Source organism: Serratia sp. SM04, assembly GCF_040280225.1.
In the GTDB taxonomy this organism is placed as follows: Bacteria; Pseudomonadota; Gammaproteobacteria; order Enterobacterales; family Enterobacteriaceae; genus Serratia; species Serratia sarumanii.
Window position 1 is genome coordinate 346551 of sequence record NZ_JBEOQT010000003.1, and the last position, 24828, is coordinate 371378.

The window sequence follows — 24828 nt, forward strand, 5'->3', positions numbered from 1 at the left end:
CAATTGCCAAAAGAAATCCGGGAAACGGCGCCGGGCGCGCGCCGAAACACCGCGAAACCGCTGAAAGAGCGGCTTTAAAAAGTTAAAAAAATGGCGGAAAAGTCGGTTAAATAGAACGGAGAAACAGCAAAAAACCGGGAGATCACCATGACTCAACGCATCATTCCGCTGTCGGAGTGCCCGCAGTTTGCCGATGTGTGCGCCGCCTGGGCCTTCGGCCAGTGGGGCTCACAGCGCGGCGGATCGCTGGAGCGCACCCAGCTGCGCTTCGCCCAATGCAGCCGGCCGAGCGACGATCACCTGACGTTGATGATGATCGACGGCGATCGCCCGGTGGGCATGGCCAGCCTGTGGCCCAGCGACGATCATCAGCGCCAGGATCTCACCCCGTGGCTGGCCGGCGTTTTCGTGCATCCCGATCACCGCCGCAAGGGCATCGCCCACCGTCTGGAAATGGCCATCGTCGAGGCGGCGCGGCAGCGCCATCACTCGGTCTTGCATCTCATCACCGACAAATCGGAAGCGCTGTACGCCGGCTGGGGTTGGCATCCCCTTGAGCGCCGCCGGCAGCATGACGAAGACGTGGTGGTGATGGAGAAAACGCTGTAGCTAACGCGGCGTACAGACATACACCAGCGCCGGCGGGAAGTTGCGCACCACCCGCAGGCGCTTCCAGTGAAAATAGCGCGACAGCAATTTTTCCGACAGGTGACTGTATTGGAACAGCACCAGCGTGCCGTTGCGCGCCAGCAGCCGTTGCCGGGCCTGCTGAAGAATGCGCACGCTGATCCTGACCGGGATCGACAGCAGCGGCAGGCAGGAAAACACCACGTCGTAATCCGTGGCCATCCGGGTCGCCGAATGGGCCATCACCTGCAGCCGCCGATCGTCTATTCCGCGCAGCCGATGTACGAAATGGGGTTGGATCTCGAAAGCCTCCAGCGCCGCATCGGCGCGCATCCGCCCCAGAATGCGTTTGGTCAGTACGCCGTCCGCCGCGCCCAGCTCCGCGATCGACAACGCCCGGGTCCATTCAATCTGATTCAACATCGCCTGGCACAGCCACGGAGAAGAAGGCGCCAGCGTGCCGACGGTGCGCGGCGAAGCCATAAATTGCTGCAGGTAAGCGAAGTGATTCATCAGTTGCAGCCGGGTCGCATTTAACATTGAGGCCTCCTTGGGTTAAGCCCTCAATGTGAGCCGAATTTCTTAAGTAATCATTAACATGATTCCGAAAGCGGCGGACACAGTTGTAAAAAAATGCAACCTCTGCCGCGGTGGAAAAAGAAAAACGGTCGTAATAATGACCTGAAAATAAGCCGCTATGCCCCGGCTATTCAGATAATTATTACGACCGTTTATTTTATTGACCGCACTGCCGCGGCCAAAGGGTGAAAAAAAACCAACGCTTAGCGATAAATTTCCGCATTGCCGCGCCAGTTGCTGGAATCCCCGGGGGTATCCAGACCGATAATGCGGTAATGGCTGGCGCCGTCCGCCGCGGCTTTTTCTTTCAGGGCGGTGATGGCGTCATGCGGTGAGCCGCTAATGCCGGAAACCGACACTACGCCGACGCTTTGCAGATTGGCGGCCTGCTCGCTGTTGACCTGTTTCACCGACGACAGCGGCGCGGCGAAAGTGGAGAAGGAAGCGGCGGCGATCAATACGGCTGCGATGCTTGGGATAAGTTTCATGATTGACTCCAGGTGTTCTTGTTTATTAGCTCGTTGTCAGTGATGTTAATTATCCGCTAGCCAATGAAAACGGACGTCACGCAACGTAAAGAACATCAATCATTGTGAGGAGAATAAGGAGGAAGTGAGAACGAGTATGTATTTTCAGGCAGGAATGACTTTACAGGCTTCACCTTACCCCTATTTGATGAACAATTAAAGACAGGACGAAAGAAAGAACGCGCGCCGCCGCTATTTAAGATTTTTTACCCGCCGAGGCGCGCTGAGCTACGCTGATTTTGGCGATGTGGGAGAGCATCTCGCGCGGCAGAACGCCGCAGCGGCACGCGGAAGCCTGAAGCAAAAGGGGGCGCTATCGCCCCCGATATCGGTCACTTCAAGGGGTGCGGCAAGGTGAGCACCCAGAGCTCGCTCAGCGACTCCGGCTGCTCCAGCGGGCGCAATTCGATGCGGGCGTCGGTCTTGTCGCCGTCGAGGCTCAACCGCCCTTCTTCCTCCAGCTGGTAGTCGCCGATTTTCTTGCTCTTTGGCGACGCATCCACCAGCTTGGCCTGCAAGCCGAAATCGTTGTCGTTGATCACCGCCAGCGTGCGATCGTCGATCAGCGCCAACCCTTCGGCTTTCTCCTGGCGCCAGCCCAACTGACGCAGATCCGCCACTTCCCGTTTCTGCGCCAGCTTCACGCCGCGTTTGGCGAGCTCTTTCGCATCGTCGAACTCCAGCGCTTTCCCCTGGTCGTCAAACGCGCTCAGATCGCTGGCCTGCGCGAGATCCACCAGATAGATCTTGTTGATCATCGTCTTATCTTTATCGCTTCCCTGTTCAATCAACAGGACGCGCTGGTTGTCCAACGCCACCACATCGCCAATCTTGGCGTCTTTGGCTTTTTTATAGCTGTCGATATCGATGGGATAGCCGTACATGGCGGTTTTGCCACTGCGCGGATCGAAGCTCACCAGCCGGATAAACTGCGCCTTGTTTTTGCTTTTGCCCTCGACATCCAGCGTACTCTGCACCGCCGCCAGAATGCGCCCATCCGGCATTCGGGTCAGCCCCTCAAAACCGCGGTTGGGCTGGCGCCACTTCAGGATGTTCGGTAAACCGCTCGCCACCGCCTGCTCGCCGGCCTGCGGCGTTGGGCCGTATTTGGCGAGAATTTTGCCTTTGCCGTCGACATGGATCAGAAACGGGCCGTACTCGTCACACAGCCAATAGCCGCCGTTGCCGTCACCGATGATGCCTTCGGTATCCAACCCGCGGCGATCGCCGGACAGCGGTTGCAGCGCGTCATTCAACGCCACTTCGTTCGTGGAACCAATCAGCTCGCCCGGCAGCGGCAGCCCGCTGATCGGCCCTTTTTCGTCATGCAAGGGCCGCGCATTCTCGGCCACGGCCTTGCCGCCGCCAATACGAATGTCCATCAACAGGGGCACGAATTGCGGATTGGCGAAAATCTTGGCTTCTTGCTTGCCCACCGCAGGGGCATCGGCATTCGGGCCGCGATCGGTCAGCGTCGTCAGCACCAGATCGTCGCCCTGCTTGCTGTTGAACGTCAGCCCTGAGCCGATCCCCACCGGCAGCCCCTGCGGGAAATTCTTGGCGAACGCCCCCTGATAGGCGACGCGTTCCCCGCCGGGAAAGCCGACCACATAACGCGCCACCTCAATGTCGGCAGCGTAGGTGAATACAGGAAACAGTGAAGCCAACAGCAGGGAGAGCGATTTTATTTTCATGGTTTTTACCCGAGGTTGAATGAAGCGTTATCAGGCAGAAGAAGATATTAATTTAGCATGACACTTAGATGACAACAGGCCATTCGTCAAATGCACGATCGGTAATAAGGTTGGCTGGCAAATAGAAATTAGCAATTAACCTGAGCGTATTGAATGGGGAAAACCGCTGGAAAAAACCGCCCGAAAATAGCGTGCCATTTCGCTTAGGGTAAATTCTTATGGCAAAGATAAAAAAAGCGGCAAACGCGCGCCGGCACGGGGAAAAACGGCGTTTTTCTCATAGACAAAATAAAATGCCGAGGATTTAATACCGCCGTTATTCAAGGTGCATTAAGAAAATTCTATAGAATATCTGCATGAACTGAAAAAGCTGTTCTATAGTTTTTAGTGCTAACGCCCGTTAGTCAATTCCGCAGGATGGAATCTATGTCAAAGCGACTTTTTGCCGAATTTTTTGGCACATTTTGGTTGGTGTTTGGTGGTTGTGGTAGCGCAGTATTAGCAGCGGCATTCCCACAGCTGGGTATTGGTTTCCTCGGCGTTGCGCTCGCTTTCGGTCTGACCGTGGTGACGATGGCCTATGCCGTCGGCCATATTTCCGGCGGGCACTTTAACCCGGCGATCACCGTCGGCTTATTCGCCGGCGGCCGTTTCGCGGCGAAAGACGTGATCCCTTACGTGATCGCTCAGGTGATCGGCGGTATCGCCGCAGCGGCGGTGCTGTATTTGATCGCCAGCGGCAAAGCCGGTTTCGACGCCACCGCAGGCGGTTTCGCCTCCAACGGTTACGGCGAACACTCTCCGGGCGGTTACTCTCTGCAATCAGCAATCGTGATTGAGCTGGTGCTGACCGCCTTCTTCCTGATCGTTATTCATGGCGTGACCGACAAACGCGCGCCGGCAGGATTCGCCCCGCTGGCGATCGGCCTGACGCTGACTCTGATCCACCTGATCAGCATCCCGGTGACCAACACCTCCGTCAACCCGGCGCGCAGCACCGGCGTAGCGATCTTCCAGGGCACCTGGGCGCTGCAGCAGCTGTGGGTCTTCTGGCTGGTGCCGCTGGTCGGCGGCATTATCGGCGGCCTTATCTACCGCTGCCTGCTGGAAGATAAAAAATAAGCGCATCGCAGCCGATAGCGTTTCGCGGGGCAGCCTTCATCGGCTGCCCCGTTGCTTTCAGCCCTTCGTCACTTCAAACATCATGATATCGCTGGTAAAGGTGCCATCCGGCTGAATGGCGAAATGCGCCGCCACCTCCTGCGACACGCTTTGCTGCAGCGCGCGGATCGCGGTAACGAAATGCGCCGGCGTGCGCATACGCGCCACCCAACTGCCAAACTCCAGCATCAACCGATCCGACGTCACCTCGCGCACCACCAGCCCGGCTTCGGTCAGCAACGTCAGCCACTCGCCCGGCGCATAGTTGCGCACGTGTGAGGTGTCGCGCAGCACTTCCACGGTTTGCAGATAGATATCCAACAGCGGATGCCCCGGCGAGACCACGTCCATAAAGATCGCTCTGCCGCCCGGCTTGAGTACCCGCCTGACCTCACGCAGCGCCTGGCCGACGTCGTGCCAGTGGTGCGCCGAATAGCGGCTGATGACCAGATCGAAGCCGGCGTCCTCAAACGGCAAAGACTCCGCCACGCCCTGCTGCAGCTGAATGTTGTTCAGGCCTTTTTCCGCCGCCGCCTGCTCCACCACCGCCAGCATCTGCGCCGACAGATCGTAGGCCACCACCTGCGCTACCCTGGCCGCCGCCGTGAAGCTGGCATGCCCGGCGCCGCAGCCCAGATCGAGCAGGCGCGCGCCGGCATGCGGTTCCAGTAACTGTGCAAGGCGCTGCAAATCCTTGCCCTGCGCGTGTACCGCGCTGGTTAAGTAGGCGTTGGCCTGCTCGCCGAACTGCCGGTCTACCGCGTTTTTATGGCTGTTGCTGATGCTCATGTTTGCTCCCGTTATTATCCGGCTTGCGCCTGTGCCTGAAGACTTTCGGCTACTATAATCAGGCTACTATACGGGTACAATATGAGCAGTTATCCTGGTATAAATAGGTACCACGCTATGTCATCAGAAGCCTTATCCGGGCCAAAGGCCCTCGGCGCGTTTCTGCGCGCACACCGCGAACGCATCACGCCGGAAATGCTCGGCCTGCCCAGTTCCTCACGCCGCCGCACCAGCGGCCTGCGGCGCGAAGAGCTGGCGCAAATCAGCGGCATCAGCGCCACCTGGTATACCTGGATCGAACAGGGGCGCGAGGTGTCCATTTCCCCCTTCACGCTGGCGCGCATCGCCAAGGCGCTGCGGCTCGGCCCCGCCGAACGCCACTACCTGTTTACCCTGGCGCGCGTCGCCGACCCCGATCAGGAAACGCACCGCGAAACCGCCAATGACGCGGTGCTGCAAAGCGTGCACCAGATGACGGTGCCCTGTTACCTGCTGGACGTGACCTGGAACGTCGTCGCCTGGAACCCGCAGGCAGCGGCGCTGTTCAGCGGCTGGCTGGATGTGGCCAACAGCCCCAACCTACTGCACTTCATGTTCTTCCACCCGCTGGCGAAAACGCTGGTCAGCGATTGGGAAGAGCGCGCTCGCCGCGTGGTGGCCGAATTCCGCGCCGAAACCAGCCACCATCAAAACACCGAAGAGATGCGCGCCTTCGTGCGCAACATGACGCACAACAGCGCGGACTTTAATCACTGGTGGAAACAGCATGACGTGATGGCGCGCGAAGGCGGCGAGCGCGCGTTCGAGCACCCTCAGCAAGGTACGCTGCGCTATCGCCAGCTCACCTTCCATCCGGCGGAGCACGGCGGCCTGAAGCTGGTGATGCTGATCCCGCTGCCGTAATTGGTAACAAATTCATAGACAGGTTTACCCGTCATTTATTTATTGGTTCATGTAAACGCGCTAGGGTGATTGTTACCGATGACAACGATCATCCAGCACCGTTATTTATCTCCCGAGGTACGCCTATGCAATCCGAAGAACAACGCCTTATCGATGGTCTGTTTGGCCGCCTGAAAGAAGCCGAGACCAAGACGGGCCCACGGGATCTCCAGGCAGAACAGCAAATCAATCAGCATATTCGCGAGCAGCCTTCCGCCCCTTATTACATGGCGCAGGCGATGATCATTCAGGAAGCGGCGCTCAAGCAGATGGACCAGCGGGTCAAAGAGCTGGAAGCCCAGGTTGCGCAGCTGCAGCAAACCGCCAACGGCCAACAGAGCAGCGGCGGTTTCCTGGCCGGCCTGTTCGGCGGCGGCAGCCGCAATACGCCAAGCCCGCGTGAACAGTATCAGGCGCAGCAGCAAAATACGGCGGCCTGGAACAACGCGCAGCAGGGGGGCTACGCGCAGCCGCAGCAGCCAGCCTACGCCCAACCGCAGCAGGCGGCGCCTTCACGCGCCGGCGGTTTCCTGGGAGGCGCCTTGCAAACGGCGGCGGGCGTCGCCGGCGGCGTGGTATTGGCCGACATGCTGACCGGCATGTTCCGCCATTCGCAGCCGCAGGAAATCGTGAACATTATCGAAGAAACCCCGGCGCCGCTGGACGACAGCGCGATGCGCAATTTCGACGCCTCCAACAACCTTGATACCTTCAACAACGGCGACGGCGGCAGCTTCCTGAATCAGGACAACGGCTTCCAGAACGCCAACTACCAGGACGACCAGGACTACGCCGACGACGATTACAACGACGACGACGATTCCTTCCTGTAATGCCTCTCTCCCCCTCTCACCCGCAGAGGGGGATTTCCCGTTTCGCCGATCTGGACTACAGTGAACGCTGTTCATTTATCCGGCCGGGAGAAACGATGCCGAGCTTTAATCCTTCAGCCCCGTACTTCAGCGAACGCCTGCAGATGCGGCCGCCGGTGATGGCGGACCTCGAACGTTTCTACGCCATCTTTGGCGATCCGCAAACCCAACGCTTCAACCCCGCCGGCCCGCTCACCAGCGAGGCGCAGGCCGCTTCGGCGCTGCAGGAGCGGCTCGCCGGCTGGCGGCAACACGGCTACGGCTCCTGGGCGCTCGCCCTGCGCGAACGGCCGGATTGGGTTATCGGGTTTGGCGGGTTGTCCTGGAAACCGCTCGGCGCGCAGCGCACCGTGAACCTCGGCTATCGCTTCGACACCCGCGTCTGGGGCATGGGGCTGGCCACCGAGATGGCGTGGGCTTCACTGCAATACGGGTTTGTCGGGCTGGGGATGGGTGAGATTTCCGCCATTGTGCGCGCGGAGAATCAGGCTTCGTGGCGGGTGCTGGAAAAGATCGGCATGCAGCGTGTGGATACGCTGGATGACGTGCCCGGCGCGGCGCCGAGCCTGGTGTATACGCTAAAGCGCGGCGACTATCAGGGCTGATCGTCGCTGATTTTAGCCAACGCCATGCGGTAAGATTTGACCTTCTGACGCTTTTTCAGCCAGGTGGTGGTAGAGACGATGAACACCGCGCCCGACATCGCCAACACGCCGATCGGGTGGCCGTAAAACACCATCAAGGCAAAGTATACGGCGGAAACGATCGCCACCCACTTCGCCGTATTGCCCATGTCGTTCTTCTCCTGGGTCAAACGGCGGATGTGCTCTTCTTCACTGATTCCCATACGCGCTCCTTGTTGGCTGAACGTTCCATTATATGGGGCTGGAATGTTGATATTTCAAGCAGTTGGATGGTAAAGAAGCGTAAAGCTCAGGCCGGCGGTTCCCGCCGCCGAGGCAGATAGCGCCCGGGCTGATCGGCGCCCGGCAGGCCGGTGCCGTCGTTGCGGCCAAACAGCCGGTAGCGATTGCCGGCGACCGCGTCGTAGACCTTGTCCGCCAGCCGCGGCGGCAGGTAACGCGCCAGCGCCAGCACGCGGTACGGCCACCCCAATTGGCGCAGCGCCTGGAACAGCGCAGCCGAACGCAGCCAATAGCGCCCCTGCTCAACATAGACCACGGAATCGAAACGATCGGTCGGCAGCCCCAACGCCTGCAGGATCGCCTGCCCTTCGACCGATTGCACCGTCGCCAACAGAATGCACCGCTGCCGATCGGCGCGAATAAGATACCTCACCAGCCCGTAACACAGATTGCATTCGCCGTCGAACAACAGCGCGCGATCGCCGGGCTGGAGATAAGGCAATGGTGATAAAGGGGTCATCCCGCCTCCCGATAAACGTACGCCTTAGCCTAACGCGCCTTGAGCGTGCGAACCAGTGCGGAATGACGATCCGTTAACGCGCAGGCGGGGCGTCCGGCACGGCGACCACCGCAACGCGCACCTCGTAATGTTTGGCGCTGCCCGCCGGGATCACCGCCGTCAGTTTATTGATGGTTTCCACCGGATTGTCGCTGGCCGAGGTGGCGCAGAACAGTTCGCCGCCGTGGCAGAACCCCGGCTTGGGCGGGTGCCCGCCCGGGAAAGGCGGCATGCGCATCGGCTCATCCGCCGCGGGCGGCACCGCTTTGGCCGCAGGCGCCTCGGGGGCAGATATCGCGCTCGCGCTGAACAACAGCGCCATGCCCATGCAGGGCAGCGCCAGGATCTTGATTGCTTGTTTCATTGAATTAGCCTCATTTGCCGGGTTCGGGATTACGCTACCCCGCTCCCGGCTAATGAGAAAGCCGCTTTTCGCTACCTTTTCGCCCCGCTACGTTTTGCTTACATCCCGCGTCTAACTTAATGAAAACAGAAGATTTGGAAGCACTCCGATTTTTCCATCCTTCCACACGGCGCATACAACCCTGTGTGGAAGGCTTTAATTTTCCAATCAACCACTTAATGGGGATACAGGCTAGCTTTCCTGCTTATCTTTTCTCTTCTGCCTAAAGTTTTCGTCATTAATACAATATTGGTAAGAATCAACGATCAACCCCGTTAGCCGCAAAATATTTTCCGGGCGGTCGATAATGATATGCCCCCCTGCTGCCAACTCCAGGCCGGCGCGAGTTATCTCAGCCTGCCTGGCATCGTCTATCTCAAGCGGAAGCAAAATGGTTGGGCGTTGCTTATTGTCGAAATAACGCAGAATCCAACGCGTCGTCTTCCCTTGAAAGAGGATGCTGTAATAGCTTTCGGTATCTTTCGCAACCAGCTCTGCCTCAGTGCCCAAGATCATCGCCACATTGTCAAACAGGCACCTTTCTGCAAATGTAGTCACTATTTTACTATTCTCGGGGTCAACGATCGGGGCAAGCGGGTCGGGTCTGTTTTGCGTTTCACCTTCATCTGAGGATTCAGACGCTACAACATTTTCCGACGTCACTGACAGGCCAGAAACGACCATCGCACTCACTGCTTTTTCAACAGCCAAACGAACCAATGGCGTTATTGTGTCCAAAAAACGTTGGTTTAGCTGACGCTGAACGTTAGAGCGACTTGCCACATAACGAACAAAATCTGAATCAACGTCTCGAAGGCTGGCGCTGATAGTTTTTGTAAATGAAGTCAGATAGATACTTTCTTCAGCTAACGTTCGCAGCGCTTCAGGCTGAAATTGGTCGTGTCTAAATCTATAAAGCTGATCAATATCAGAATCGTTTAGATTATTAAAATCTATTTTCAGGAATGGCGAATCATCCATGATGTTCTTATCTTTCAGATCGGTGAAAAATCGCCATTCTTTTCCATTAGTTATTGCAGAAACCGTGACCTCTGGTGTCGCATTAAAATAGCGAGATAGCTGGGGACTATGGTTTGACAGATTTTGATTGAAAGACTTCGCCTCGATGAACATGACGGGAACCGCATGGCAAAAAAGGGCGTAATCAACGCGCTCACCCACTTTAACACCTGGAAAATCAGCACCATACTCTGCCTTCACCTTAGTGGGGTCATACGGATGAAAGCCTAAGGTTTCTAATAACGGCAAAATTAATGCCTGCTTAGTCGTTTCCTCAGTATTGCAATGCTGGCCAACAGAGGCCACATGAAGAACATGGGCCTTAAGCTTATCTCTGAATGCATTCATCAACCATCCCTCTGCTGTGTTAAATCGCTGTAGTCTTAAATCACACGTTCAAAAGTGCTTTTCTTGCAACAAAGCGGTGTTCTTAAATAGAACTCCGTCAATATTTAATAGAATTAGCATTAATTATTAGTTATATAGCAGAACAAATAGCCTTAATCAAAATAGGAACACGAAGACCTACAGCCGATCACAATAAAAAAGAGATAAGTATTAACAGATGGGAATTTATAGCGAGTGAACCATTATTGGTACTTATACAGAATCCAGCGACAAATGATGGGCAGGGAATACTGCCCATCTATCGCGTTACTTACCGTTTGTCAGCGTGTTATAGCTGGTCATCAGATTGCGGTAGTCCGGGATATGGTTGGAGAACAGCGTGCCCAGACCTTCGATGTCGTTGCGCCAGTCGCGGTGCAGCTCGCAGGCGACGCCGAACCAGGTCATCAGCTGCGCGCCGGCGGCTTCCATACGGCTCCAGGCCGACTGACGCGTCAGCTCATTGAAGGTGCCGGAGGCGTCGGTCACCACAAAGACCTCAAAGCCTTCATTGAGCGCCGACAGCGCCGGGAATGCCACGCACACTTCGGTCACCACGCCGGCGATGATCAGCTGCTTGCGGCCGGTGGCTTTCACTGCGTTGACGAAGTCGTCGTTGTCCCAGGCGTTGATTTGGCCGGGGCGGGGAATGAACGGGGCATCGGGGAATTGGGCCTTCAGTTCCGGCACCAGCGGGCCGTTGGGGCCGTTTTCGAAACTGGTGGTCAGAATGGTCGGCAGATTGAAGTACTTCGCTAAATCACCCAGCGCCAGCACGTTGTTTTTAAACCGATCGGGATCGATATCGCGCACCAGCGAAAGCAGCCCTGCCTGATGATCCACCAGCAATACGGCGGCCTGATCCTTGTCGAGGCGTTTGTAGTTTGCAGTCATGGTTTTACTCCCGTGGGGGTTGATGTTGCGGATGAAGCGCCCCGCCGCTGGGACGGGGCGCAGAGGTCTAAGTGTAGCGCCTGAGCCGGGGAACGCTTCCCGGCTCGGGCGCCTGCGGTCAGCCGGCGCTCGCTTCGGCGTTCATGCTGCCGAACTTGCCGCTGTTGAAGTCGCGGAACGCCTGCTGGATTTCCGCGTCGCTGTTCATGACGAACGGGCCGTAGCCGACGATAGGCTCATCGATCGGTTCGCCGCTCAGCACCAGCAGCGCGACGTCGTTGTTGGCTTCGATAGTGATCGCATCCCCCGCCCGGTCGAAACGCACCATTTGGGTTTCGCGCACCACCTCTTCGCCGTTGACCAGGATCGCGCCGTGCAGCATCACCAACGCCAGCGTATGGCCTTCTTTCACCGTCAGCGTGGTGGTGTGGCCGGCATTCAGCTTCATATCCCACACGTTGAGCGGGCTAAAGGTGCGTGCCGGGCCGGCGTGGCCGCCGAAGTCCCCGGCGATCACCCGCACCTGCCCGGCGCCGTCCGCCAGCGGAACCACCGGAATATCGGCGTTCAGCAGCGTCTGGTAACCCGGCTCGGCCATTTTGTCCTTGGCCGGCAGGTTGACCCACAGCTGCACCATTTCCATGGTGCCGCCCTTGCGCGAGAACTCCCGCGAATGGAACTCTTCATGCAGAATGCCAGAGGCGGCGGTCATCCACTGGACGTCGCCGGGGCCAATCACCCCGCCGCTGCCGGTCGAGTCGCGGTGTTCCACTTCGCCCTGATAGACGATGGTCACCGTTTCAAAACCGCGATGCGGATGCTGACCCACGCCGCGGGTGCCGGAGGCAGAGCGGAATTTGGTTGGCGCCGCGTGATCCAGCAGCAGGAACGGGCTCATTTCCGCCCCCAAATCGTTATAAGAGAACAGCGAATTCACCAGGAAACCGTTACCGACCCAATGTGCTTCCGGGCTGTTGTGAATACCGAGGATTTTTTTCATCTTGAACTCCCGTTTCAGGCCTCACGGCCTTAAGTTGATGGCAGAAGTTTAATCCGTCGGGGTTTGCTGCAGTAGTAGGCAAGATGTACACTCAGCGTTCTACTGGTAGAACGATAAGGGATAGGATGCTGACCGATCTGAACGATCTGTTTTTCTTCGCCAGCGTGGTCGATCACCAGGGATTCGCCCCCGCCGGCCGGGCGTTGGGCATTCCCAAATCCAAGCTCAGCCGCCGCGTGGCGCTGCTGGAAGAGCGCCTGGGCGTGCGCCTGATCCAGCGCTCGACGCGGCGTTTCTCGGTGACCGAGGTCGGCCAAAACTATTACGCGCACTGCAAGGCGATGCTGGTGGAAGCGGAAGCGGCGCAGCAGGCGATCGAACAGACGCGCGCCGAGCCCTGCGGCACGGTGCGCATGTCCTGCCCGGTGGCGATCCTGCACACCCGCGTCGGCAGCATGGTGGCGGCCTTTATGGCCGACTATCCGAAGGTGACGGTGCATCTGGAAGCGACCAACCGCCGGGTGGACGTGGTGGGGGAAGGGTTGGATCTGGCGATCCGCGTGCGGCCGCCGCCGCTGGAAGACAGCGATCTGGTGCTGAAGATCCTGGCGCAGCGCACCTGGTGCGTCGCCGCCAGCCCGGCGCTGGTGCGCACCCTCGGGCCGGCGCACGCGCCGGAAGACCTGCGTAAATACCCGACGCTCGATCTCGGCCCCGCGCGCGCTCAGCACCAATGGCGGCTGACCGGCCCGCAGGGTGAACGGGTGGAGTGGGAACACACGCCGCGGCTGGTCACCGACGACATGCTGATGCTGCGCACCGCCGCCATCGCCGGCGCCGGCATCGTTCAGCTGCCGGCGATGATGATGCGCGACGACATGCTGCGCGGCGAACTGGTCCAGCTGCTGCCCGGCTGGCAGCCGCAGGGCGGCGTGGTGCATGCGGTTTACCCGTCGCGCCGCGGGCTGCTGCCGGCGGTAAGGCTGCTGCTCGATTATCTGGGCGAGCAGTTCACCAGCATCGAAGAGGAGTGATCAGGCGGTGATTTCAATCGCGTTGCCGTCCGGATCGCGGATGACGGCCTCGTAGAAGCCGTCGCCGGTCCAGCGCGGCGCGGACTGCAGGATAGCCTCCTGCTGCGCGCGCTGCGCCAACCGATCGACCTGCCGCTCATCCCCCAGCGACAGCGCGATGTGCGCCCAGCCCACCCGCTCTTCCTGGGCCTGCGCCGGCAACAGCGTCGGCACGCGCATGATCTCCAGCGTCGGCCCGGCCGCCAGGCTGACGAAGCGGGAAACAAACCCCGGCCGGTTGCGGCTGACGTACTCCTCGCCCGCCTCAGCGTTGAAATAGCGCTGCCAGAACGCCAACTGCGCGTCGATGTCGCGGGTCCACAGGGCTACATGGGCTATTTTCATCATCATTCTCCGGTCGGTAAATCGCTGTGCCAAACCTGGCCACCGCCCTGCGCCACCTGCAGCTCGAGCTGCGGGTGCGCGCCGCGCGCCGTCACCAGATGATCCACCCGCCCGGCGGGCAGGAAGGGGTAAGGGGCGTAGGTATTGAGCTTATCGCGGGTACACAGCACCGCCACGCTGCCGGCGCGCGTCAGCAGCCGCTTTTTGAACGTGGCATCCTGGTAGCTCAGCGCGGAAAAGCCGCTGTCCGGGTCGTAGGCGCAGATGCCGGTGAACACCAGATCGAAATGGAAACCGTCTATCTCTTCCGCGGCTTTGGCGTCCACGCAGCCGCCAACCTGCGCATCCAGCTCGCCGCCGATCAGAATGGTGCGGAGCCCCGGCCGTTCCAGCATTTTGCCGGCGATGCTCAACGCATTGGTCACCACCGTCAAACGCCGATCGCGCGGCAACAGATCCGCCAGATACAGGTGGGTGCTGCCGGCGTCGAGGAAAATCAGCTGCTCTTCACCGATCAACCCCAGCGCGGTCTGCGCCAGCGCCAGCTTCTCATCGCCGCTGAGCGCCATGCGCGCCGCAACGGGCCCCTCGGCCGGCGTCGGCGCCAGCGCGCCGCCATAGATGCGTTTGCACAGATTCTGCGCCGCCAGCTGGCGCAGATCGCGGCGGATGGTGGCTTCGGTGGTATTCAGCCGCTGCGCCATCTCCAGCGCCAGCACCCGCCCCTGTTGGCGAAGCGTGTCGAGAATGGCCTGGTGGCGCTCATTCGGTAGCAGTTTGGACATCGTGTCAATCCGGTGACGCTAAAGTGATCACAAATGTACACAAACAAACATAAACGTACAACCGTGAGCGAAAGAAAAATCGCCGGGCAGGATTTTCGCCTGCGGGATGTTGGCTATACTGAGGCAAGCGAAGTTACCGCAGACGTAACGGCTTGGACGCTAAGGGAAAACGATGTTATTGACGATCGCAAGGTGGCTGTTTCAACTCCCCGGGAAGCTGTTCGGGCTGATTTTCAAAAATCGCCTGAGGATATTTTTATTCTTCATGCTGGTCGCCGTTGGGGTGCTCGGCGCCAAGCGCTATCTGCGCGCCCACCAATATGACGACGAGTTCAGCCTCGCCGCCCCCGCCGATTACAACCGCGCAATAAAGCGCGAAATGCCGCTGCGCGAGGCGCGTGAACAGTGCGGCGGGCCGCTGCATGACAATGCCGGGCAGCCGTGGCCCGCCTCAGCGGGTTATCTGCATCAGCCGACGCGGCTGCCCACGGCCGGTCTGCATCGGCTGACGCTGGATAATCAGGGCAACGATTTTGCGGTGCTGGTCAAGCTGGAAACGCCGACGGCGCCGCAGCAGCTGGCGGAAGTCTTTATTCCGCCCGCCGGCAGCTTCGAGGTGAAAATCAATGCGGACGCGGAACATGTGATGAAAATCAAGAACATCAAGACCGGCTGCATGTTCCGCTCCCGGCCGTTCAACCTGGATAAACAGCGCGATTGGCGCATGCCGCTGACGCTACAAAAGGACGGCAGCCTGCAGCTGCAGTCGATAGGGGATCGCCAATTCTGATCGGGCGCCGGAACCGGCGCCGCATAGGGTTACTTTTTCACCGGATGATCGCGGCGGAACAGCTCCCAGCTTTCAATTTCCTGCCCACTCGGCAAGGTACAGGTGGAATACTGGCCTGCCGCATTCTCTTTGGCGTTCAGCTTGCCGCCGATTTGGGTGCAGTACACGTCGGCCGGGTTCGCCATGCCGATCGGTTTCACCTGCGGCGGCGGTGGCGCATCGTTGGATTTCACGGAACACCCCTGCAACATCGTCATCCCTGCCAGCAGGGAAAGCATCAACGTTTTTTTCATTTTTCCAGCTTATGCAAAAAAGAACGGCGGAGCGCTCCGCCGTTCGCTTATCATGAAATAAAGGATTTGCCCTGTTTCAGCACCAGATCGCAGGCTTTTTGCTTCACCTTCTCGGTGATCTGCGAGGTGCCCAGGCTGTTCAGATCCAGGCTCTTGCCTTCGCCGGTCTGCAGCAAGCCGCCCAGGCCCTGCTGATAATCCTGGCTCTTGGCGTTTTCGGTGCTGGTGATGCCCAGCTTGCTGAGCAGTTGATCTTTCACCCCTTCGGCGCCGTTAGCCGACAGCACGTTGTTTTTCACGCAGTACTGCAGGATGCCGGCGGCATTGGTCATGCTGCTGGAGCTCAACGCCTTGTCGCCACCGTTCAGCAGGCCGGTCAACGAGGAGAGCGACATGCCGCCGCTGCTGTCGCCGCCCGACTTACTCAGTTCGCCCGCCGCGCTGCTGAGGGAATCCATCAGCCCAGCGGCCTGGGTGGCGCCGCTGGCCAGGGTAGCGGACAGCGCCAAAGCCAGCAGTAAACGATGTTTGGTGATCATAGTGGTGAAACTCCTGTAATAACGGCATGCAATCGGCGCAGCGCGCCGGGATACCCTTCCGACGCCGCTGGCGGCGACAAGTTCCTTTAATCTCGCCGCCGCGCCGTTTTTCGGAATTCAGGAAGTTTAGAACTGCCAGCGCAGCCAGGCGAAGAACACGTTGCCGTTGTTATAGGTGCCGGGAATGTAGGTCGCCTGGAACGTCAGCCGCTGATAGCCGATAGAAGCCAGCGGCAGCGGCGCCGGGATGGGAATGTATTTCCAGTTGTCACGCGCGGTGACGCTGGCGGTAAAGCCCAGCCCCAGGCGGAAATCCTTGTCATCCAGCGGGCGCCAGATCTTCTCGTAGGCGTAGCCGCCGATCGGCTCCCACTTGTTGAAGGAGTCCTTGAACGCCATGATGTAGATGCCGTGCCAGTCGCCGTCGCTGTCGTAGCGGGAGATGCCGTAACCGGCGCCCCACGGGCGTTCGTTGTACTTATCGATATGTTCATCATCGTAAGTCCAACGGTTGTGCCAGGTAATGGCCGGGATATAGAGATCGTGGTTAGGCGAGTTGTTCCAGGTCTCCGCCACGTTATCGGTAAAACGCTGCCATAGACCCGGTTTTTCAGCCTGCGCGGTATTGCCACTTTCTGTACCAACCTCAGCGTAAGAAGGCAGTGCAGGAAATATCAACGCCAGAGAACATGCCAAAAGAGTCCGTTTGAGAAACATCGTAAAGCTCCTGTAAAAATACGGCCGCAGATTTTTACCGATAGCCCAGGCAAGATCAAGCTGTATCTAATTTATCCAACGCCCGTTGTGCTTTGGTTAAGTTTAGCGCCGGAAAATGCCCAATAATTCATAACAAATTGTACCGATATCCGCATGCTATCGCCTTTAAGGCGGCAAAGCCGTGGGAAAAGTCCGCTTTGTCGCACGCTACTCGCGGGCAAGATGCTTGACCAACACATCGACATCGAGACGGTTCACAAATTCCAGAGAATATGAGGAATAGAGGCCGAACAGGCGGTTTTGGTGCCCGACCACCACCAGATCGATGCCGGCCTGATGAATGAAATCGTTGACGTCCTTAAAGCGCCGGATGGTGACGATTTCCTTGATCGCAACCGGCGCATCGACGGCGCTCACCAACCGGCTCAGCATCGCCTTGGCGGCGATCACCTCCTGCGCCTGGCGATCTTTGACCAGCGCATCGCTGCCGTACTCCAGCTCCGCATAGTCGGCGTTAAGGTGGCCGACGGTGATGGCGATCGGCAGCCCGCGCACCATCGCCACCGTTTGACGCAGCAACGGCAGCCCATCGCGCTCATCGTGAATCAGTACCAGAATATGTCGATAGCTTTTCATCGCGTAACCCCCTCACAGACCAGCACCACAGGGACATCATCCCCTCTGGTAGGTATACGCCATCTACGCACACGTAGAGAAAAGTTTACGTATCGCTTCCCATGGAATGTGATGGCCACCACGTTATCTTAGCGCCCGCAACGGTGTATTTTAACGCCGGCCCGACGTGGCGCGCACCGCCGCCCCCGTAAAGCAAAGCTGACGAAAACGGGCGAACAAAAAACTCAAGTTGTTAGTTTTTTGTTTTTCATTGGTTACTGGATGGTTTCATGAAATAAGCGTGCGGCGGATCACCAAAATCCCCCTTCACGTCAGCTTCGGTTTTTCTTTCCCAGGCAAAAAGCGTTGTGTCGCTCAATGGGATTTAACGCGGCGTCAAAAGTACCGGATGATTCGCCCTGCATCATGATAAATGCCAACGCGGCGCCGTTTCTCTGCTGATATTCCATCAAGGAAAAATACCGCCTCCTCCCAATACACGATAACCCTACTTTTTATGTATTTCCCAATCGCGTAAAGCGCCGAATACAAACCGCCTATTTACCGCCTGCCCACGTTCTCTTGAACAAGCCGACGCTTTAAATAACTGTTAATGCTAACGACACAACATCGCCAGCAATTTATTTTTGCTGATTTTCGCCTGACAAAATAAAGATAAATAATCCGGAGCAATCAATGAAAATAACCATCGGGTCATTCATTCTGCAACAGCTTCACGCCCTGAACGTCGATCGTATTTACGGCGTGCCCGGCGACTATAACCTCAGCCTGCTGGAGCTGCTGGAAAGCGATGACCGGCTGGCGTTTATCGGCAACTGCAATGAATTGAACGCCGCCTACGCCGCCGACGGCTATGCCCGAATGAAGGGCGCCGGCGCGCTGATCGTCACCTACGGCGTCGGCGATCTGGCCGCGCTGTCCGGCATCGCCGGTGCCTATGCCGAATCCTCGCCGGTGGTCTGCATTGCCGGCACGCCGCCGCTGCACGCAATGAAGAATCATCAGCTATTGCACCATACTCTGGGCGACGGCAATTTCGACAACGTCATGAACTGTTTTAAACAATTCACCGTTGCTCAAGCCTTGATTACGCCGGAAAATGCCGCGCAGGAAATTCCGCGCGTTATTTCCCGCGCCTGGATAGAGAAGAAACCGGTGTATTTACAGCTGCCTTCCGATATTTGCGACGTCGAAATTGAAATCACCGCAGCCACAGCGGCGCCGCAGTTGCCGGCCAGCGATAAATATAATGTGCAATTAGCGGCGATGGCGCTGTTAACCAAAATAAAACGCGCGCAGCGCCCGATCATGTTGGTCGACCAAATGGTGGATCGCTATCAGCTGCAGCGGTTGGTGATCGAGGTCGCTCACCGCTTTGCCATTCCGCTGACCAATATGCCGACCGCCAAATGCATCATTCCGGAAGATACCGCCGGTTGGATGGGTGGCTACAGCGGCAATCTGTCGCGCCCCGAACTGTATGAACGCATGGCGCACTCGGACTGCGTGCTGAGCTTCGGCGTGCGTCTGGTGGACTCCACCACCGGCTATTTCTCGCAGCAAATTCCCGCCGCCGCTCAGGTAGATATCCAGCCGTTCTCGCTGAAGCTGGACAACACCTCCTATCCGGCGGTGGCGACGGCGGATCTGCTGCAGGCGCTGCTGGATCTGAGCGAAGACGCGCCGGTACAGCCCCTGGCGCCGCTGCCCGATCCGCGTGAAAAGCTGGCGACGCCGAGCGACGCCCCCATCGACCAGGCCTATCTGTGGCAACGGATCCAACGATTTATCCGGGCGGATGACGTGGTGGTGGTGGAAAACGGCACCTCGGGCGCCGCCATCGGCGGCATGCGCATGCCCGGCGGCGTCAAGGTGGTCAACCAACCGATCTGGGGCTCGATCGGCTATACCCTGCCGGCGCTGCTCGGCACCCTGATGGCGGCGCCTGAGCGCCGTCACCTGCTGTTCATCGGCGACGGCTCCTTCCAGCTCACCGCGCAGGAAGTGTCTACCCTGCTGCGCTGCGAGCAAAAGCCGATCATCTTCCTGATCAACAACGACGGCTACACCATCGAGCGTTATATCCTCGGCGAAAACTCGTCCTACAACGACATCGGCCCGTGGGACTACGCCAAACTGCCGGCGGTATTGAATACCCAGGCGCAGCCGTTCAGCGTGGCGGTGGAAACCACGCAGCAGCTGGAAATGGCCCTGGAACACGCCTCACGGCAGGATCGGCTGGCGTTTATCGAGGTGAAAGTGCCGATGATGGACACGCCGCCGGTGATGAAAGAGTTCTGCAACCGCTGCAACAGCTTTAACTTCGGCCTGACCAACCCGCGCCGCAGCGCCTGATGCGCGATCGCGCCGCCGATGGTTTCAGGCCACCGGCGGCGTTTTCTTTTGGGTTACCCGCCGGCGCGCGCCATGCAGCGCTGGCGGCGTTCATCCACCCGTTTGGCGAACCAGGCGGTGGTCAGCTTGCGGGTGATTTTCGGGCTTTCCAGCTGGATGCCCGGTAGCATCTCGCGCGGCAGCTTGCCGCCCGCCAGCGCAAAGACCTTCTTATACAGATCGGTGCCGGCAAAGTCGGCCGTCTCGCCTTTCTCGAGCGCCCGGCGAATGGCGCTGTCGCTCATATTCAGGCGCTTGCCGAGCGTGCGCACCGCCAGCTCGGTCGAGCCGGGCTTGTCGCTGCCGAAGTCGATAAGATCGCCGTCCAGCGCCAGCGGAATGGCGCTCGCCCGGCTGACCGCGTTTTGGAACGCCGCGTTGCGGCTGGCGTACCAGCCGGCGTTGAAGTCGGCAAAGCGATAAATCGGCCGGCTGTAATCGGCCGGATATCCCAGCAAATGCATAATGCCGAAGTACATGCCGCCGCGCCGGCTGAAGACTTCGCGGCGAATCGAGCCGTCGACCGGATAAGGGTACCCTTTGGCGTGCGCCTCGGCGAAGGCGATACTCACCTGCATCGGGCCGCCGGTATGTACCGGGTTTAAATGGCCGAACAGCTTCTGCCCCATCGGCACGCGGTCGATCATGTCATCGAAGATATCGCTCAGATCCTTCTCGGTGCGCACCTTATCGAGCCGCTCGCTGTAGCTCTGGCCGTTCGACGACGAGATCTTCAACGCGGTGTGTACCAAAAAGTTCGGGATGTGCATCTGATCGGCGCGGCGGTCGATCTCCTTCCAGGCGATCTTCGGCAGCCCCGGCACCTGCGGGTTAGCCCGGAACGTCGACTCCTGTTCGGTCACCGCCAGCACCGAACACAGGTTCTCATCGCTCGGCTCGATGCCCTGCGCGGCGAAGGCGGCGGTAATATCGGTGGCCCAGCCCTGACGATCGCCGGCGTTGGCCGGGATCAGCGTCAGCAGCCGGGCTTTGACATCGGCGGGGCGCGCCGTCGGCGCCGTGGTGGTGGTTTTGCTGGTACAACCCGCCAACGCCAGCAGCGCGGCCAGGCTCAGCAAACGGAAGGATATCGGGTGGAATAAACGAGGTATCGGCATCTTTTCCCTGAACGTGATGACATGAACAGCACTGAAATTAGCCCAGCCGCCGCGCACAATCCAGTATAAAGATATGCCACGCCTTTCCGTCAGGCCGCTATGTTCAAACGCTCGATAAAGATGTATTTTATATACATCATATAAATCACTTTGCTTGCCCAGCCAGAGGAGCCCCTTATGGAGCAGCAGCTGCTTTGCTATAAAACCCTGCCGGAATGGAACAGCGACACGCTGCCGGAGGCCTTCCGCCAGCGCCACAACACCCAGAGCGGCACCTGGGCGAAGCTCACCGTGCTGAGCGGCAGCCTGACGTTCGCCATGATGACCGAGGACGGCGCCACCACCGAGACCTGGCAGTTCAGCCCCGAAAGCCAGCCGCCGTTTATCGCACCGCAGCAGTGGCATCGCATCGTTTCCTTCTCGGACGACATGACCTGCCGGCTGGCGTTTTACTGCACGGCGGAAGATTACTACCACAAGAAATACGAACTGACGCGCACCCACTCCGAAGTGATCGAGGCGGCGGCGCGCATCGCGCCGGGCAAGGCGCTGGATCTGGGCTGCGGCGGCGGCCGCAATTCGCTCTATCTCAATCTGAAGGGTTTCGACGTCACCGCCTGGGACAAGCACGCGCCGTCGATAGACCGCCTCAATCGGATCATCGACGCCGAGCAGCTGACCCGCCTGAGCGCCGGAGTGCAGGATCTCAATACCCACCGCTTCAGCGGCGAATACGACTTCATCCTGTCCACCGTGGTGATGATGTTCCTCGAGCGCCAGCAAATTCCGCCTATCGTGCAAAACATGCAGGACAGCACCGTTCGCGGCGGCCATAACCTGATCGTGGCGGCGATGGATACCGAGGATTATCCCTGCCCGCTGCCGTTCCCGTTCACTTTTAGCCCGGGTGAACTGCAGCATTATTATCGCGACTGGGAGATCCTCAAATACAACGAGGACGTCGGCCAGTTGCACAAGACCGACGCCGCCGGCAACCGCATCTCGCTGCGCTTCGCCACCCTGCTGGCGCGCAAGCTATAGCGCGTCGTGAAAGATCACCCCCAGCGTGTGGCGTTGGCCGGAACGTACCCGGCTGACGCCGTGGCGCAGATTGACCCGATAATAGCCTTTAGCCCCCGCCACAGGGCGATGATGCACGGCGAACACCACCGCGTCGCCCTGCTGTAGCGGCACCACCTCCGGCCGGCTCTGCATCCGCGGCCGCTGTTCGGTCAACACGAATTCGCCGCCGGTGAAGTCCCGTTCGGGTGCGGAGAGCAAAAACGCCACTTGCAGCGGAAACACCCGCTCGCCGTACAGATCCTGATGCAGGCAGTTGTAATCCCCCGCTTCGTAACGCAACAGCAGCGGCGTCGGCCGCCGTTGGCCGGCCCGGTGGCATTCGGCCAGGTAGGCCTCGTGTTCGGCGGGATAGCGCGCCGTCAGGCTCAACAAGGCGTTCCAGCGGTTGGCCACCGGTGCCAGCCGCGCATACATCAGGCTGCGCGCCTCGGCCACCGGAAGCGGCAGCGGATAGGCGAAGTACCGGTACTCGCCGCGGCCAAAACCGTGCTGCGCCATCACGATGCGGCTGCGGAAGTGCGCATCGTGCGGGTAGAGCGCCGCCAGCTCGCGGCACAGGTCTTGGCTGAGCACGCCAGGCAACCGCGCACAGCCCTGCGCATCGAGTTCGCGTTCAATCGCCGCCCAGTCCAATTCGGCCAGCCGCGCCGCCAGCGAGCGGCTCATCGCTGCGCCTCTTTTTCCAGCAAGGCTTTCTTGCGCTCGACGCCCCAGCGATAGCCGGACAAAGCGCCGTCGTTGCGCACCACCCGGTGACAGGGGATCGCCACCGCCAGCACGTTGGCGGCGCAGGCGCCGGCCACCGCGCGCACCGCTTTGGGCGCGCCGATGCGCCGGGCGATGTCGGCATAGCTGACAGTTTCGCCGACCGGTATCGTCTGCAGCGCTTGCCAGACCCGCTGTTGAAACGCGGTGCCGCGAATATCCAGCGGCAGCGCCAACCCGTTCTCCGGCGCTTCAATCAACCCCACCACCTGCGCCATCAGCGCTTCATACTGCGCATCGCCGCCGATCAGCTCGGCATTAGGGAACTTGTCCTGCAGATCCTGCACCAACCGCTGCGCATCGTCCCCCAGCAGAATGGCGCAGATGCCCACCTCGCTCTGCGCCGCCAGGATCTCACCCAGCGAACAGCGCCCGACGGCGAAATGGATGCGCATGCCTTTGCCGCCCGCCCGGTAGGCCTTCGGCGTCATGCCGAGCGCAGCGTTGGCTTGCCGGTAGAAGCGGCCGTTGGCGCCATAGCCGGCGTCGAAAATCGCGTCGGTCACCGTCTCCTGCTGCGTAAGACCGGTGCGCAAGCGCTGGCTGCGCTGCGCGTCGGCATAGCCTTTCGGCGTCAGGCCGGTGATCGCTTTGAACAGCCGGTGGAAATGGTATTGGCTCAACCCGACGTGACGCGCCAGCGCCTGCAGCGACGGCGCTTTCTCCGCCCGTTCGATATAGCGGCAGGCCTCGGCTATCTGCCGCGCATGCTGCTCTGTCAACGGCGTCAGCCCCTGGCGGCAGCGTTTGCAGGGCCGATAACCCGCCGCCTCCGCCTGCTCGGCATCGTCGAACAGTTCCACGTTTTGCCGGTTCGGCTGGCGTGACGGGCAAGAAGGCGAGCAATACACGCCGGTGGTTTTCACCGCATAGATAAAGCGGCCGTCGGCGTGTTTATCGCGGCTGACGATCGCCAGCCAGCGCGGGTCGGCGCTGTCGATTACGTTTTTCATCATCCGTTCCTCACTGCGGTTTCGATGTTAACCAGCATAGTGACGGGCCGTTGGCGAAACACGCCGACTCTTGCTTTTTAATTCGGCGCCGACCTTTTCAGCAATGTTTCGACAATTTTTAACCAACAACATGAAGTTTATTACGTTGCCAACCCGGTTGCACAGCGTTAGGATCGCGGCCGGTCACGGGCGTGGCCAGTGTTTTTGCCTGTTAGTTGCGCGCATGGAGAGGTTATTGTGTTAGAGAGTTTTGGCGTCCTGAATTTATGGACCTATTTGGCCGGGGTGGTCTTCATTATCATTCTGCCGGGGCCGAATACGCTGTACGTACTGAAAACCGGCGTATCGCGCGGCGTGCGCGCCGGCTACACCGCGGCGCTCGGCGTGTTCATCGGCGATGCGATCCTGATCTTCTGCGCCTATATCGGCGTGGCTTCGCTGATCCGCACCACGCCGTTCCTGTTTACCCTGGTGCGTTTTCTCGGCGCGATTTACCTGCTGTTCCTCGGCGCAAAAATCCTCTACGCCACCCTCGTGCAGAAGGCGCAGGCGCAACAGCAGCAGATTGAAGGCGGCCACAGCATTCTGCGCAAATCGCTGACGCTGAGCCTGACCAACCCGAAAGCTATCTTGTTTTACGTGTCGTTCTTCGTGCAGTTCATCGACTTCAACTACGCGCACACCGGGCTGTCGTTCACCATTTTGGCGCTGATCCTCGAAGCCGTCAGCTTTATCTACATGAGCACGCTGATCTTCTCCGGCGCGATGCTGGCGCATTTCTTCAACCACAAGAAAGGCCTGGCGAAGCTCGGCAACGGCCTCATCGGCCTGCTGTTCCTCGGCTTCGCCACCCGTCTGGCAACCCTGAGCTCGTGATCCCTCCCGGCCGGCGCCCGCCGGCCGCAGTTTACCCTTCCGTCACGGCAAAATGACACGCAGGGCAAACCGAATGTCAGGCAGACCAAAGCCGCCGCTTTTCCGCTGATCTAGACTTGCAGGGTTAACGATAACCTGATG

Annotated in this window: 30 protein-coding genes; 11 read left to right on the plus strand and 19 right to left on the minus strand. The window is 59.3% G+C overall.

Annotation, left to right across the window (positions count from 1 at the left end; translation table 11 throughout):
- Window positions 1–147 precede the first annotated feature (147 nt).
- Entirely contained in the window at window positions 148–609 is a 462-nt protein-coding gene (locus tag ABTW55_RS07305) for a GNAT family N-acetyltransferase (RefSeq protein ID WP_060420441.1), read from the plus strand.
- On the opposite strand, the gene ABTW55_RS07310 is transcribed toward ABTW55_RS07305, so the two are convergent.
- From ABTW55_RS07310 to ABTW55_RS07320, 3 genes are all read right to left on the minus strand, one after another.
- Complete coding sequence (locus tag ABTW55_RS07310; protein WP_033647359.1) at window positions 610–1167, minus strand: class I SAM-dependent methyltransferase; 558 nt, start codon at window positions 1165–1167, stop codon at window positions 610–612.
- Window positions 1168–1409: 242 nt separating this feature from the next.
- Entirely contained in the window at window positions 1410–1694 is a 285-nt protein-coding gene (locus ABTW55_RS07315) for a YdgH/BhsA/McbA-like domain containing protein (protein WP_033647361.1), read from the minus strand.
- A gap of 371 nt (window positions 1695–2065) precedes the next feature.
- Entirely contained in the window at window positions 2066–3427 is a 1362-nt protein-coding gene (locus ABTW55_RS07320) for an esterase-like activity of phytase family protein (protein ID WP_060420443.1), read from the minus strand.
- 426 nt (window positions 3428–3853) lie between these two features.
- Between ABTW55_RS07320 and aqpZ the strand changes: the two genes are divergently transcribed.
- The gene (gene aqpZ, locus ABTW55_RS07325) at window positions 3854–4549 is read left to right on the plus strand and encodes an aquaporin Z (protein WP_025301712.1); all 696 of its coding nucleotides are present in this window, start codon (window positions 3854–3856) and stop codon (window positions 4547–4549) included.
- Window positions 4550–4606: 57 nt separating this feature from the next.
- Here aqpZ and ABTW55_RS07330 read toward each other — a convergent pair whose 3' ends face one another.
- Entirely contained in the window at window positions 4607–5377 is a 771-nt protein-coding gene (locus ABTW55_RS07330) for a class I SAM-dependent methyltransferase (protein ID WP_033647366.1), read from the minus strand.
- A gap of 117 nt (window positions 5378–5494) precedes the next feature.
- Here ABTW55_RS07330 and ABTW55_RS07335 point away from each other — a divergent pair, with 117 nt between their 5' ends.
- From ABTW55_RS07335 to ABTW55_RS07345, 3 genes are all read left to right on the plus strand, one after another.
- Window positions 5495–6280 (plus strand): helix-turn-helix transcriptional regulator, encoded by a 786-nt coding sequence (locus ABTW55_RS07335; protein ID WP_060420445.1) that lies wholly within the window; start codon window positions 5495–5497, stop codon window positions 6278–6280.
- A 125-nt stretch (window positions 6281–6405) separates the two neighbouring features.
- Window positions 6406–7152 carry a DUF2076 domain-containing protein gene (locus ABTW55_RS07340; protein WP_033637249.1) on the plus strand — a complete coding sequence of 249 codons (747 nt, stop codon included), beginning with the start codon at window positions 6406–6408 and terminating at the stop codon, window positions 7150–7152.
- Window positions 7153–7247: 95 nt separating this feature from the next.
- Window positions 7248–7796 carry a GNAT family N-acetyltransferase gene (locus ABTW55_RS07345; RefSeq protein ID WP_033653304.1) on the plus strand — a complete coding sequence of 183 codons (549 nt, stop codon included), beginning with the start codon at window positions 7248–7250 and terminating at the stop codon, window positions 7794–7796.
- On the opposite strand, the gene ABTW55_RS07350 is transcribed toward ABTW55_RS07345, so the two are convergent.
- The 6 genes from ABTW55_RS07350 to ABTW55_RS07375 all read right to left on the minus strand — a co-directional run bounded on the left by ABTW55_RS07350 (window position 7787) and on the right by ABTW55_RS07375 (window position 12320).
- Window positions 7787–8038: a hypothetical protein gene (locus ABTW55_RS07350; RefSeq protein WP_033637247.1), complete on the minus strand. Its 252-nt coding sequence runs from the start codon at window positions 8036–8038 to the stop codon at window positions 7787–7789. The two genes, ABTW55_RS07345 and ABTW55_RS07350, sit on opposite strands and share 10 nt — an antisense overlap.
- An 86-nt stretch (window positions 8039–8124) precedes the next feature.
- Window positions 8125–8577 carry a thiol-disulfide oxidoreductase DCC family protein gene (locus ABTW55_RS07355; protein WP_033653305.1) on the minus strand — a complete coding sequence of 151 codons (453 nt, stop codon included), beginning with the start codon at window positions 8575–8577 and terminating at the stop codon, window positions 8125–8127.
- 73 nt (window positions 8578–8650) lie between these two features.
- A complete protein-coding gene (locus tag ABTW55_RS07360) occupies window positions 8651–8980 on the minus strand; it encodes a hypothetical protein (protein ID WP_033653306.1) in 330 nt (109 codons plus the stop codon).
- Window positions 8981–9211: 231 nt separating this feature from the next.
- Window positions 9212–10387 (minus strand): type I restriction endonuclease, encoded by a 1176-nt coding sequence (locus tag ABTW55_RS07365; protein ID WP_033653307.1) that lies wholly within the window; start codon window positions 10385–10387, stop codon window positions 9212–9214.
- A 306-nt stretch (window positions 10388–10693) separates the two neighbouring features.
- A complete protein-coding gene (gene ycaC / locus ABTW55_RS07370) occupies window positions 10694–11320 on the minus strand; it encodes an isochorismate family cysteine hydrolase YcaC (RefSeq protein WP_033653308.1) in 627 nt (208 codons plus the stop codon).
- A 118-nt stretch (window positions 11321–11438) separates the two neighbouring features.
- Complete coding sequence (locus tag ABTW55_RS07375; protein WP_033647377.1) at window positions 11439–12320, minus strand: pirin family protein; 882 nt, start codon at window positions 12318–12320, stop codon at window positions 11439–11441.
- A 125-nt stretch (window positions 12321–12445) separates the two neighbouring features.
- On the opposite strand from ABTW55_RS07375, the gene ABTW55_RS07380 reads away from it, so the two are divergent.
- Entirely contained in the window at window positions 12446–13354 is a 909-nt protein-coding gene (locus ABTW55_RS07380; RefSeq protein ID WP_033637243.1) for a LysR family transcriptional regulator, read from the plus strand.
- Here ABTW55_RS07380 and ABTW55_RS07385 read toward each other — a convergent pair whose 3' ends face one another.
- Complete coding sequence (locus ABTW55_RS07385) at window positions 13355–13738, minus strand: VOC family protein (protein ID WP_060420447.1); 384 nt, start codon at window positions 13736–13738, stop codon at window positions 13355–13357.
- Between the two features lie 2 nt (window positions 13739–13740).
- The gene (locus tag ABTW55_RS07390) at window positions 13741–14523 is read right to left on the minus strand and encodes a DeoR/GlpR family DNA-binding transcription regulator (protein ID WP_060420449.1); all 783 of its coding nucleotides are present in this window, start codon (window positions 14521–14523) and stop codon (window positions 13741–13743) included.
- A gap of 33 nt (window positions 14524–14556) precedes the next feature.
- Here ABTW55_RS07390 and ABTW55_RS07395 point away from each other — a divergent pair, with 33 nt between their 5' ends.
- Complete coding sequence (locus tag ABTW55_RS07395) at window positions 14557–14847, plus strand: hypothetical protein (protein ID WP_225845530.1); 291 nt, start codon at window positions 14557–14559, stop codon at window positions 14845–14847.
- Complete coding sequence (locus tag ABTW55_RS07400) at window positions 14789–15313, plus strand: hypothetical protein (protein WP_223307172.1); 525 nt, start codon at window positions 14789–14791, stop codon at window positions 15311–15313. Before ABTW55_RS07395 ends, ABTW55_RS07400 begins: the two co-directional genes overlap by 59 nt.
- A gap of 29 nt (window positions 15314–15342) precedes the next feature.
- Here ABTW55_RS07400 and ABTW55_RS07405 read toward each other — a convergent pair whose 3' ends face one another.
- The 4 genes from ABTW55_RS07405 to ABTW55_RS07420 form a co-directional block, all read right to left on the minus strand.
- Entirely contained in the window at window positions 15343–15606 is a 264-nt protein-coding gene (locus ABTW55_RS07405; RefSeq protein ID WP_004940597.1) for a DUF333 domain-containing protein, read from the minus strand.
- A gap of 50 nt (window positions 15607–15656) precedes the next feature.
- Window positions 15657–16145, minus strand: coding sequence for a DUF2501 domain-containing protein (locus ABTW55_RS07410; protein ID WP_015376789.1), 489 nt, complete (start codon window positions 16143–16145; stop codon window positions 15657–15659).
- A 126-nt stretch (window positions 16146–16271) separates the two neighbouring features.
- Window positions 16272–16862, minus strand: a complete 591-nt coding sequence (gene pagP / locus ABTW55_RS07415; RefSeq protein ID WP_025301698.1) for a lipid IV(A) palmitoyltransferase PagP — start codon at window positions 16860–16862, stop codon at window positions 16272–16274.
- Window positions 16863–17069: 207 nt separating this feature from the next.
- Complete coding sequence (locus ABTW55_RS07420) at window positions 17070–17498, minus strand: hypothetical protein (RefSeq protein WP_060420451.1); 429 nt, start codon at window positions 17496–17498, stop codon at window positions 17070–17072.
- 675 nt (window positions 17499–18173) lie between these two features.
- Between ABTW55_RS07420 and ABTW55_RS07425 the strand changes: the two genes are divergently transcribed.
- On the plus strand, window positions 18174–19853 hold the full coding sequence (locus ABTW55_RS07425) for an alpha-keto acid decarboxylase family protein (RefSeq protein WP_060420453.1): 1680 nt from the start codon (window positions 18174–18176) through the stop codon (window positions 19851–19853).
- 53 nt (window positions 19854–19906) lie between these two features.
- On the opposite strand, the gene ABTW55_RS07430 is transcribed toward ABTW55_RS07425, so the two are convergent.
- Window positions 19907–21010, minus strand: coding sequence for a DUF1615 domain-containing protein (locus tag ABTW55_RS07430; protein WP_060420455.1), 1104 nt, complete (start codon window positions 21008–21010; stop codon window positions 19907–19909).
- Between the two features lie 177 nt (window positions 21011–21187).
- On the opposite strand from ABTW55_RS07430, the gene tehB reads away from it, so the two are divergent.
- On the plus strand, window positions 21188–22051 hold the full coding sequence (gene tehB / locus ABTW55_RS07435) for an SAM-dependent methyltransferase TehB (RefSeq protein ID WP_060425338.1): 864 nt from the start codon (window positions 21188–21190) through the stop codon (window positions 22049–22051).
- On the opposite strand, the gene ABTW55_RS07440 is transcribed toward tehB, so the two are convergent.
- Together ABTW55_RS07440 and ada are read right to left on the minus strand one after the other, a co-directional pair.
- The gene (locus ABTW55_RS07440) at window positions 22046–22759 is read right to left on the minus strand and encodes a 2OG-Fe(II) oxygenase (RefSeq protein WP_060420459.1); all 714 of its coding nucleotides are present in this window, start codon (window positions 22757–22759) and stop codon (window positions 22046–22048) included. The two genes, tehB and ABTW55_RS07440, sit on opposite strands and share 6 nt — an antisense overlap.
- Window positions 22756–23811, minus strand: a complete 1056-nt coding sequence (gene ada, locus ABTW55_RS07445) for a bifunctional DNA-binding transcriptional regulator/O6-methylguanine-DNA methyltransferase Ada (RefSeq protein ID WP_047569114.1) — start codon at window positions 23809–23811, stop codon at window positions 22756–22758. The genes ABTW55_RS07440 and ada overlap by 4 nt, the downstream gene beginning before the upstream one ends.
- A 237-nt stretch (window positions 23812–24048) precedes the next feature.
- On the opposite strand from ada, the gene leuE reads away from it, so the two are divergent.
- Window positions 24049–24687 (plus strand): leucine efflux protein LeuE, encoded by a 639-nt coding sequence (gene leuE, locus ABTW55_RS07450; RefSeq protein WP_060420461.1) that lies wholly within the window; start codon window positions 24049–24051, stop codon window positions 24685–24687.
- Window positions 24688–24828 lie beyond the last annotated feature (141 nt).

Bases quoted from the DNA above. Each gene is read 5' to 3' on its own strand.
- ABTW55_RS07380 (WP_033637243.1), top strand. From the start codon at position 12,446: ATGCTGACCGATCTGAACGATCTGTTTTTCTTCGCCAGCGTGGTCGAT.
- ABTW55_RS07355 (WP_033653305.1), bottom strand. From the start codon at position 8,577: ATGACCCCTTTATCACCATTGCCTTATCTCCAGCCCGGCGATCGCGCG.
- tehB (WP_060425338.1), top strand. From the start codon at position 21,188: ATGGAGCAGCAGCTGCTTTGCTATAAAACCCTGCCGGAATGGAACAGC.
- ABTW55_RS07315 (WP_033647361.1), bottom strand. From the start codon at position 1,694: ATGAAACTTATCCCAAGCATCGCAGCCGTATTGATCGCCGCCGCTTCC.
- ABTW55_RS07420 (WP_060420451.1), bottom strand. From the start codon at position 17,498: ATGAAAAGCTATCGACATATTCTGGTACTGATTCACGATGAGCGCGAT.
- ABTW55_RS07365 (WP_033653307.1), bottom strand. From the start codon at position 10,387: ATGAATGCATTCAGAGATAAGCTTAAGGCCCATGTTCTTCATGTGGCC.
- ABTW55_RS07395 (WP_225845530.1), top strand. From the start codon at position 14,557: ATGTACACAAACAAACATAAACGTACAACCGTGAGCGAAAGAAAAATC.
- ABTW55_RS07440 (WP_060420459.1), bottom strand. From the start codon at position 22,759: ATGAGCCGCTCGCTGGCGGCGCGGCTGGCCGAATTGGACTGGGCGGCG.
- aqpZ (WP_025301712.1), top strand. From the start codon at position 3,854: ATGTCAAAGCGACTTTTTGCCGAATTTTTTGGCACATTTTGGTTGGTG.
- ycaC (WP_033653308.1), bottom strand. From the start codon at position 11,320: ATGACTGCAAACTACAAACGCCTCGACAAGGATCAGGCCGCCGTATTG.
- ABTW55_RS07310 (WP_033647359.1), bottom strand. From the start codon at position 1,167: ATGTTAAATGCGACCCGGCTGCAACTGATGAATCACTTCGCTTACCTG.
- ABTW55_RS07335 (WP_060420445.1), top strand. From the start codon at position 5,495: ATGTCATCAGAAGCCTTATCCGGGCCAAAGGCCCTCGGCGCGTTTCTG.
- ABTW55_RS07345 (WP_033653304.1), top strand. From the start codon at position 7,248: ATGCCGAGCTTTAATCCTTCAGCCCCGTACTTCAGCGAACGCCTGCAG.
- ABTW55_RS07410 (WP_015376789.1), bottom strand. From the start codon at position 16,145: ATGATCACCAAACATCGTTTACTGCTGGCTTTGGCGCTGTCCGCTACC.
- ABTW55_RS07400 (WP_223307172.1), top strand. From the start codon at position 14,789: ATGCTGGTCGCCGTTGGGGTGCTCGGCGCCAAGCGCTATCTGCGCGCC.
- pagP (WP_025301698.1), bottom strand. From the start codon at position 16,862: ATGTTTCTCAAACGGACTCTTTTGGCATGTTCTCTGGCGTTGATATTT.
- ABTW55_RS07320 (WP_060420443.1), bottom strand. From the start codon at position 3,427: ATGAAAATAAAATCGCTCTCCCTGCTGTTGGCTTCACTGTTTCCTGTA.
- ABTW55_RS07430 (WP_060420455.1), bottom strand. From the start codon at position 21,010: ATGCCGATACCTCGTTTATTCCACCCGATATCCTTCCGTTTGCTGAGC.
- ABTW55_RS07385 (WP_060420447.1), bottom strand. From the start codon at position 13,738: ATGAAAATAGCCCATGTAGCCCTGTGGACCCGCGACATCGACGCGCAG.
- ABTW55_RS07360 (WP_033653306.1), bottom strand. From the start codon at position 8,980: ATGAAACAAGCAATCAAGATCCTGGCGCTGCCCTGCATGGGCATGGCG.
- ABTW55_RS07405 (WP_004940597.1), bottom strand. From the start codon at position 15,606: ATGAAAAAAACGTTGATGCTTTCCCTGCTGGCAGGGATGACGATGTTG.
- ABTW55_RS07305 (WP_060420441.1), top strand. From the start codon at position 148: ATGACTCAACGCATCATTCCGCTGTCGGAGTGCCCGCAGTTTGCCGAT.
- ABTW55_RS07340 (WP_033637249.1), top strand. From the start codon at position 6,406: ATGCAATCCGAAGAACAACGCCTTATCGATGGTCTGTTTGGCCGCCTG.
- ABTW55_RS07390 (WP_060420449.1), bottom strand. From the start codon at position 14,523: ATGTCCAAACTGCTACCGAATGAGCGCCACCAGGCCATTCTCGACACG.
- ABTW55_RS07375 (WP_033647377.1), bottom strand. From the start codon at position 12,320: ATGAAAAAAATCCTCGGTATTCACAACAGCCCGGAAGCACATTGGGTC.
- ada (WP_047569114.1), bottom strand. From the start codon at position 23,811: ATGAAAAACGTAATCGACAGCGCCGACCCGCGCTGGCTGGCGATCGTC.
- ABTW55_RS07330 (WP_033647366.1), bottom strand. From the start codon at position 5,377: ATGAGCATCAGCAACAGCCATAAAAACGCGGTAGACCGGCAGTTCGGC.
- ABTW55_RS07350 (WP_033637247.1), bottom strand. From the start codon at position 8,038: ATGGGAATCAGTGAAGAAGAGCACATCCGCCGTTTGACCCAGGAGAAG.
- ABTW55_RS07425 (WP_060420453.1), top strand. From the start codon at position 18,174: ATGAAAATAACCATCGGGTCATTCATTCTGCAACAGCTTCACGCCCTG.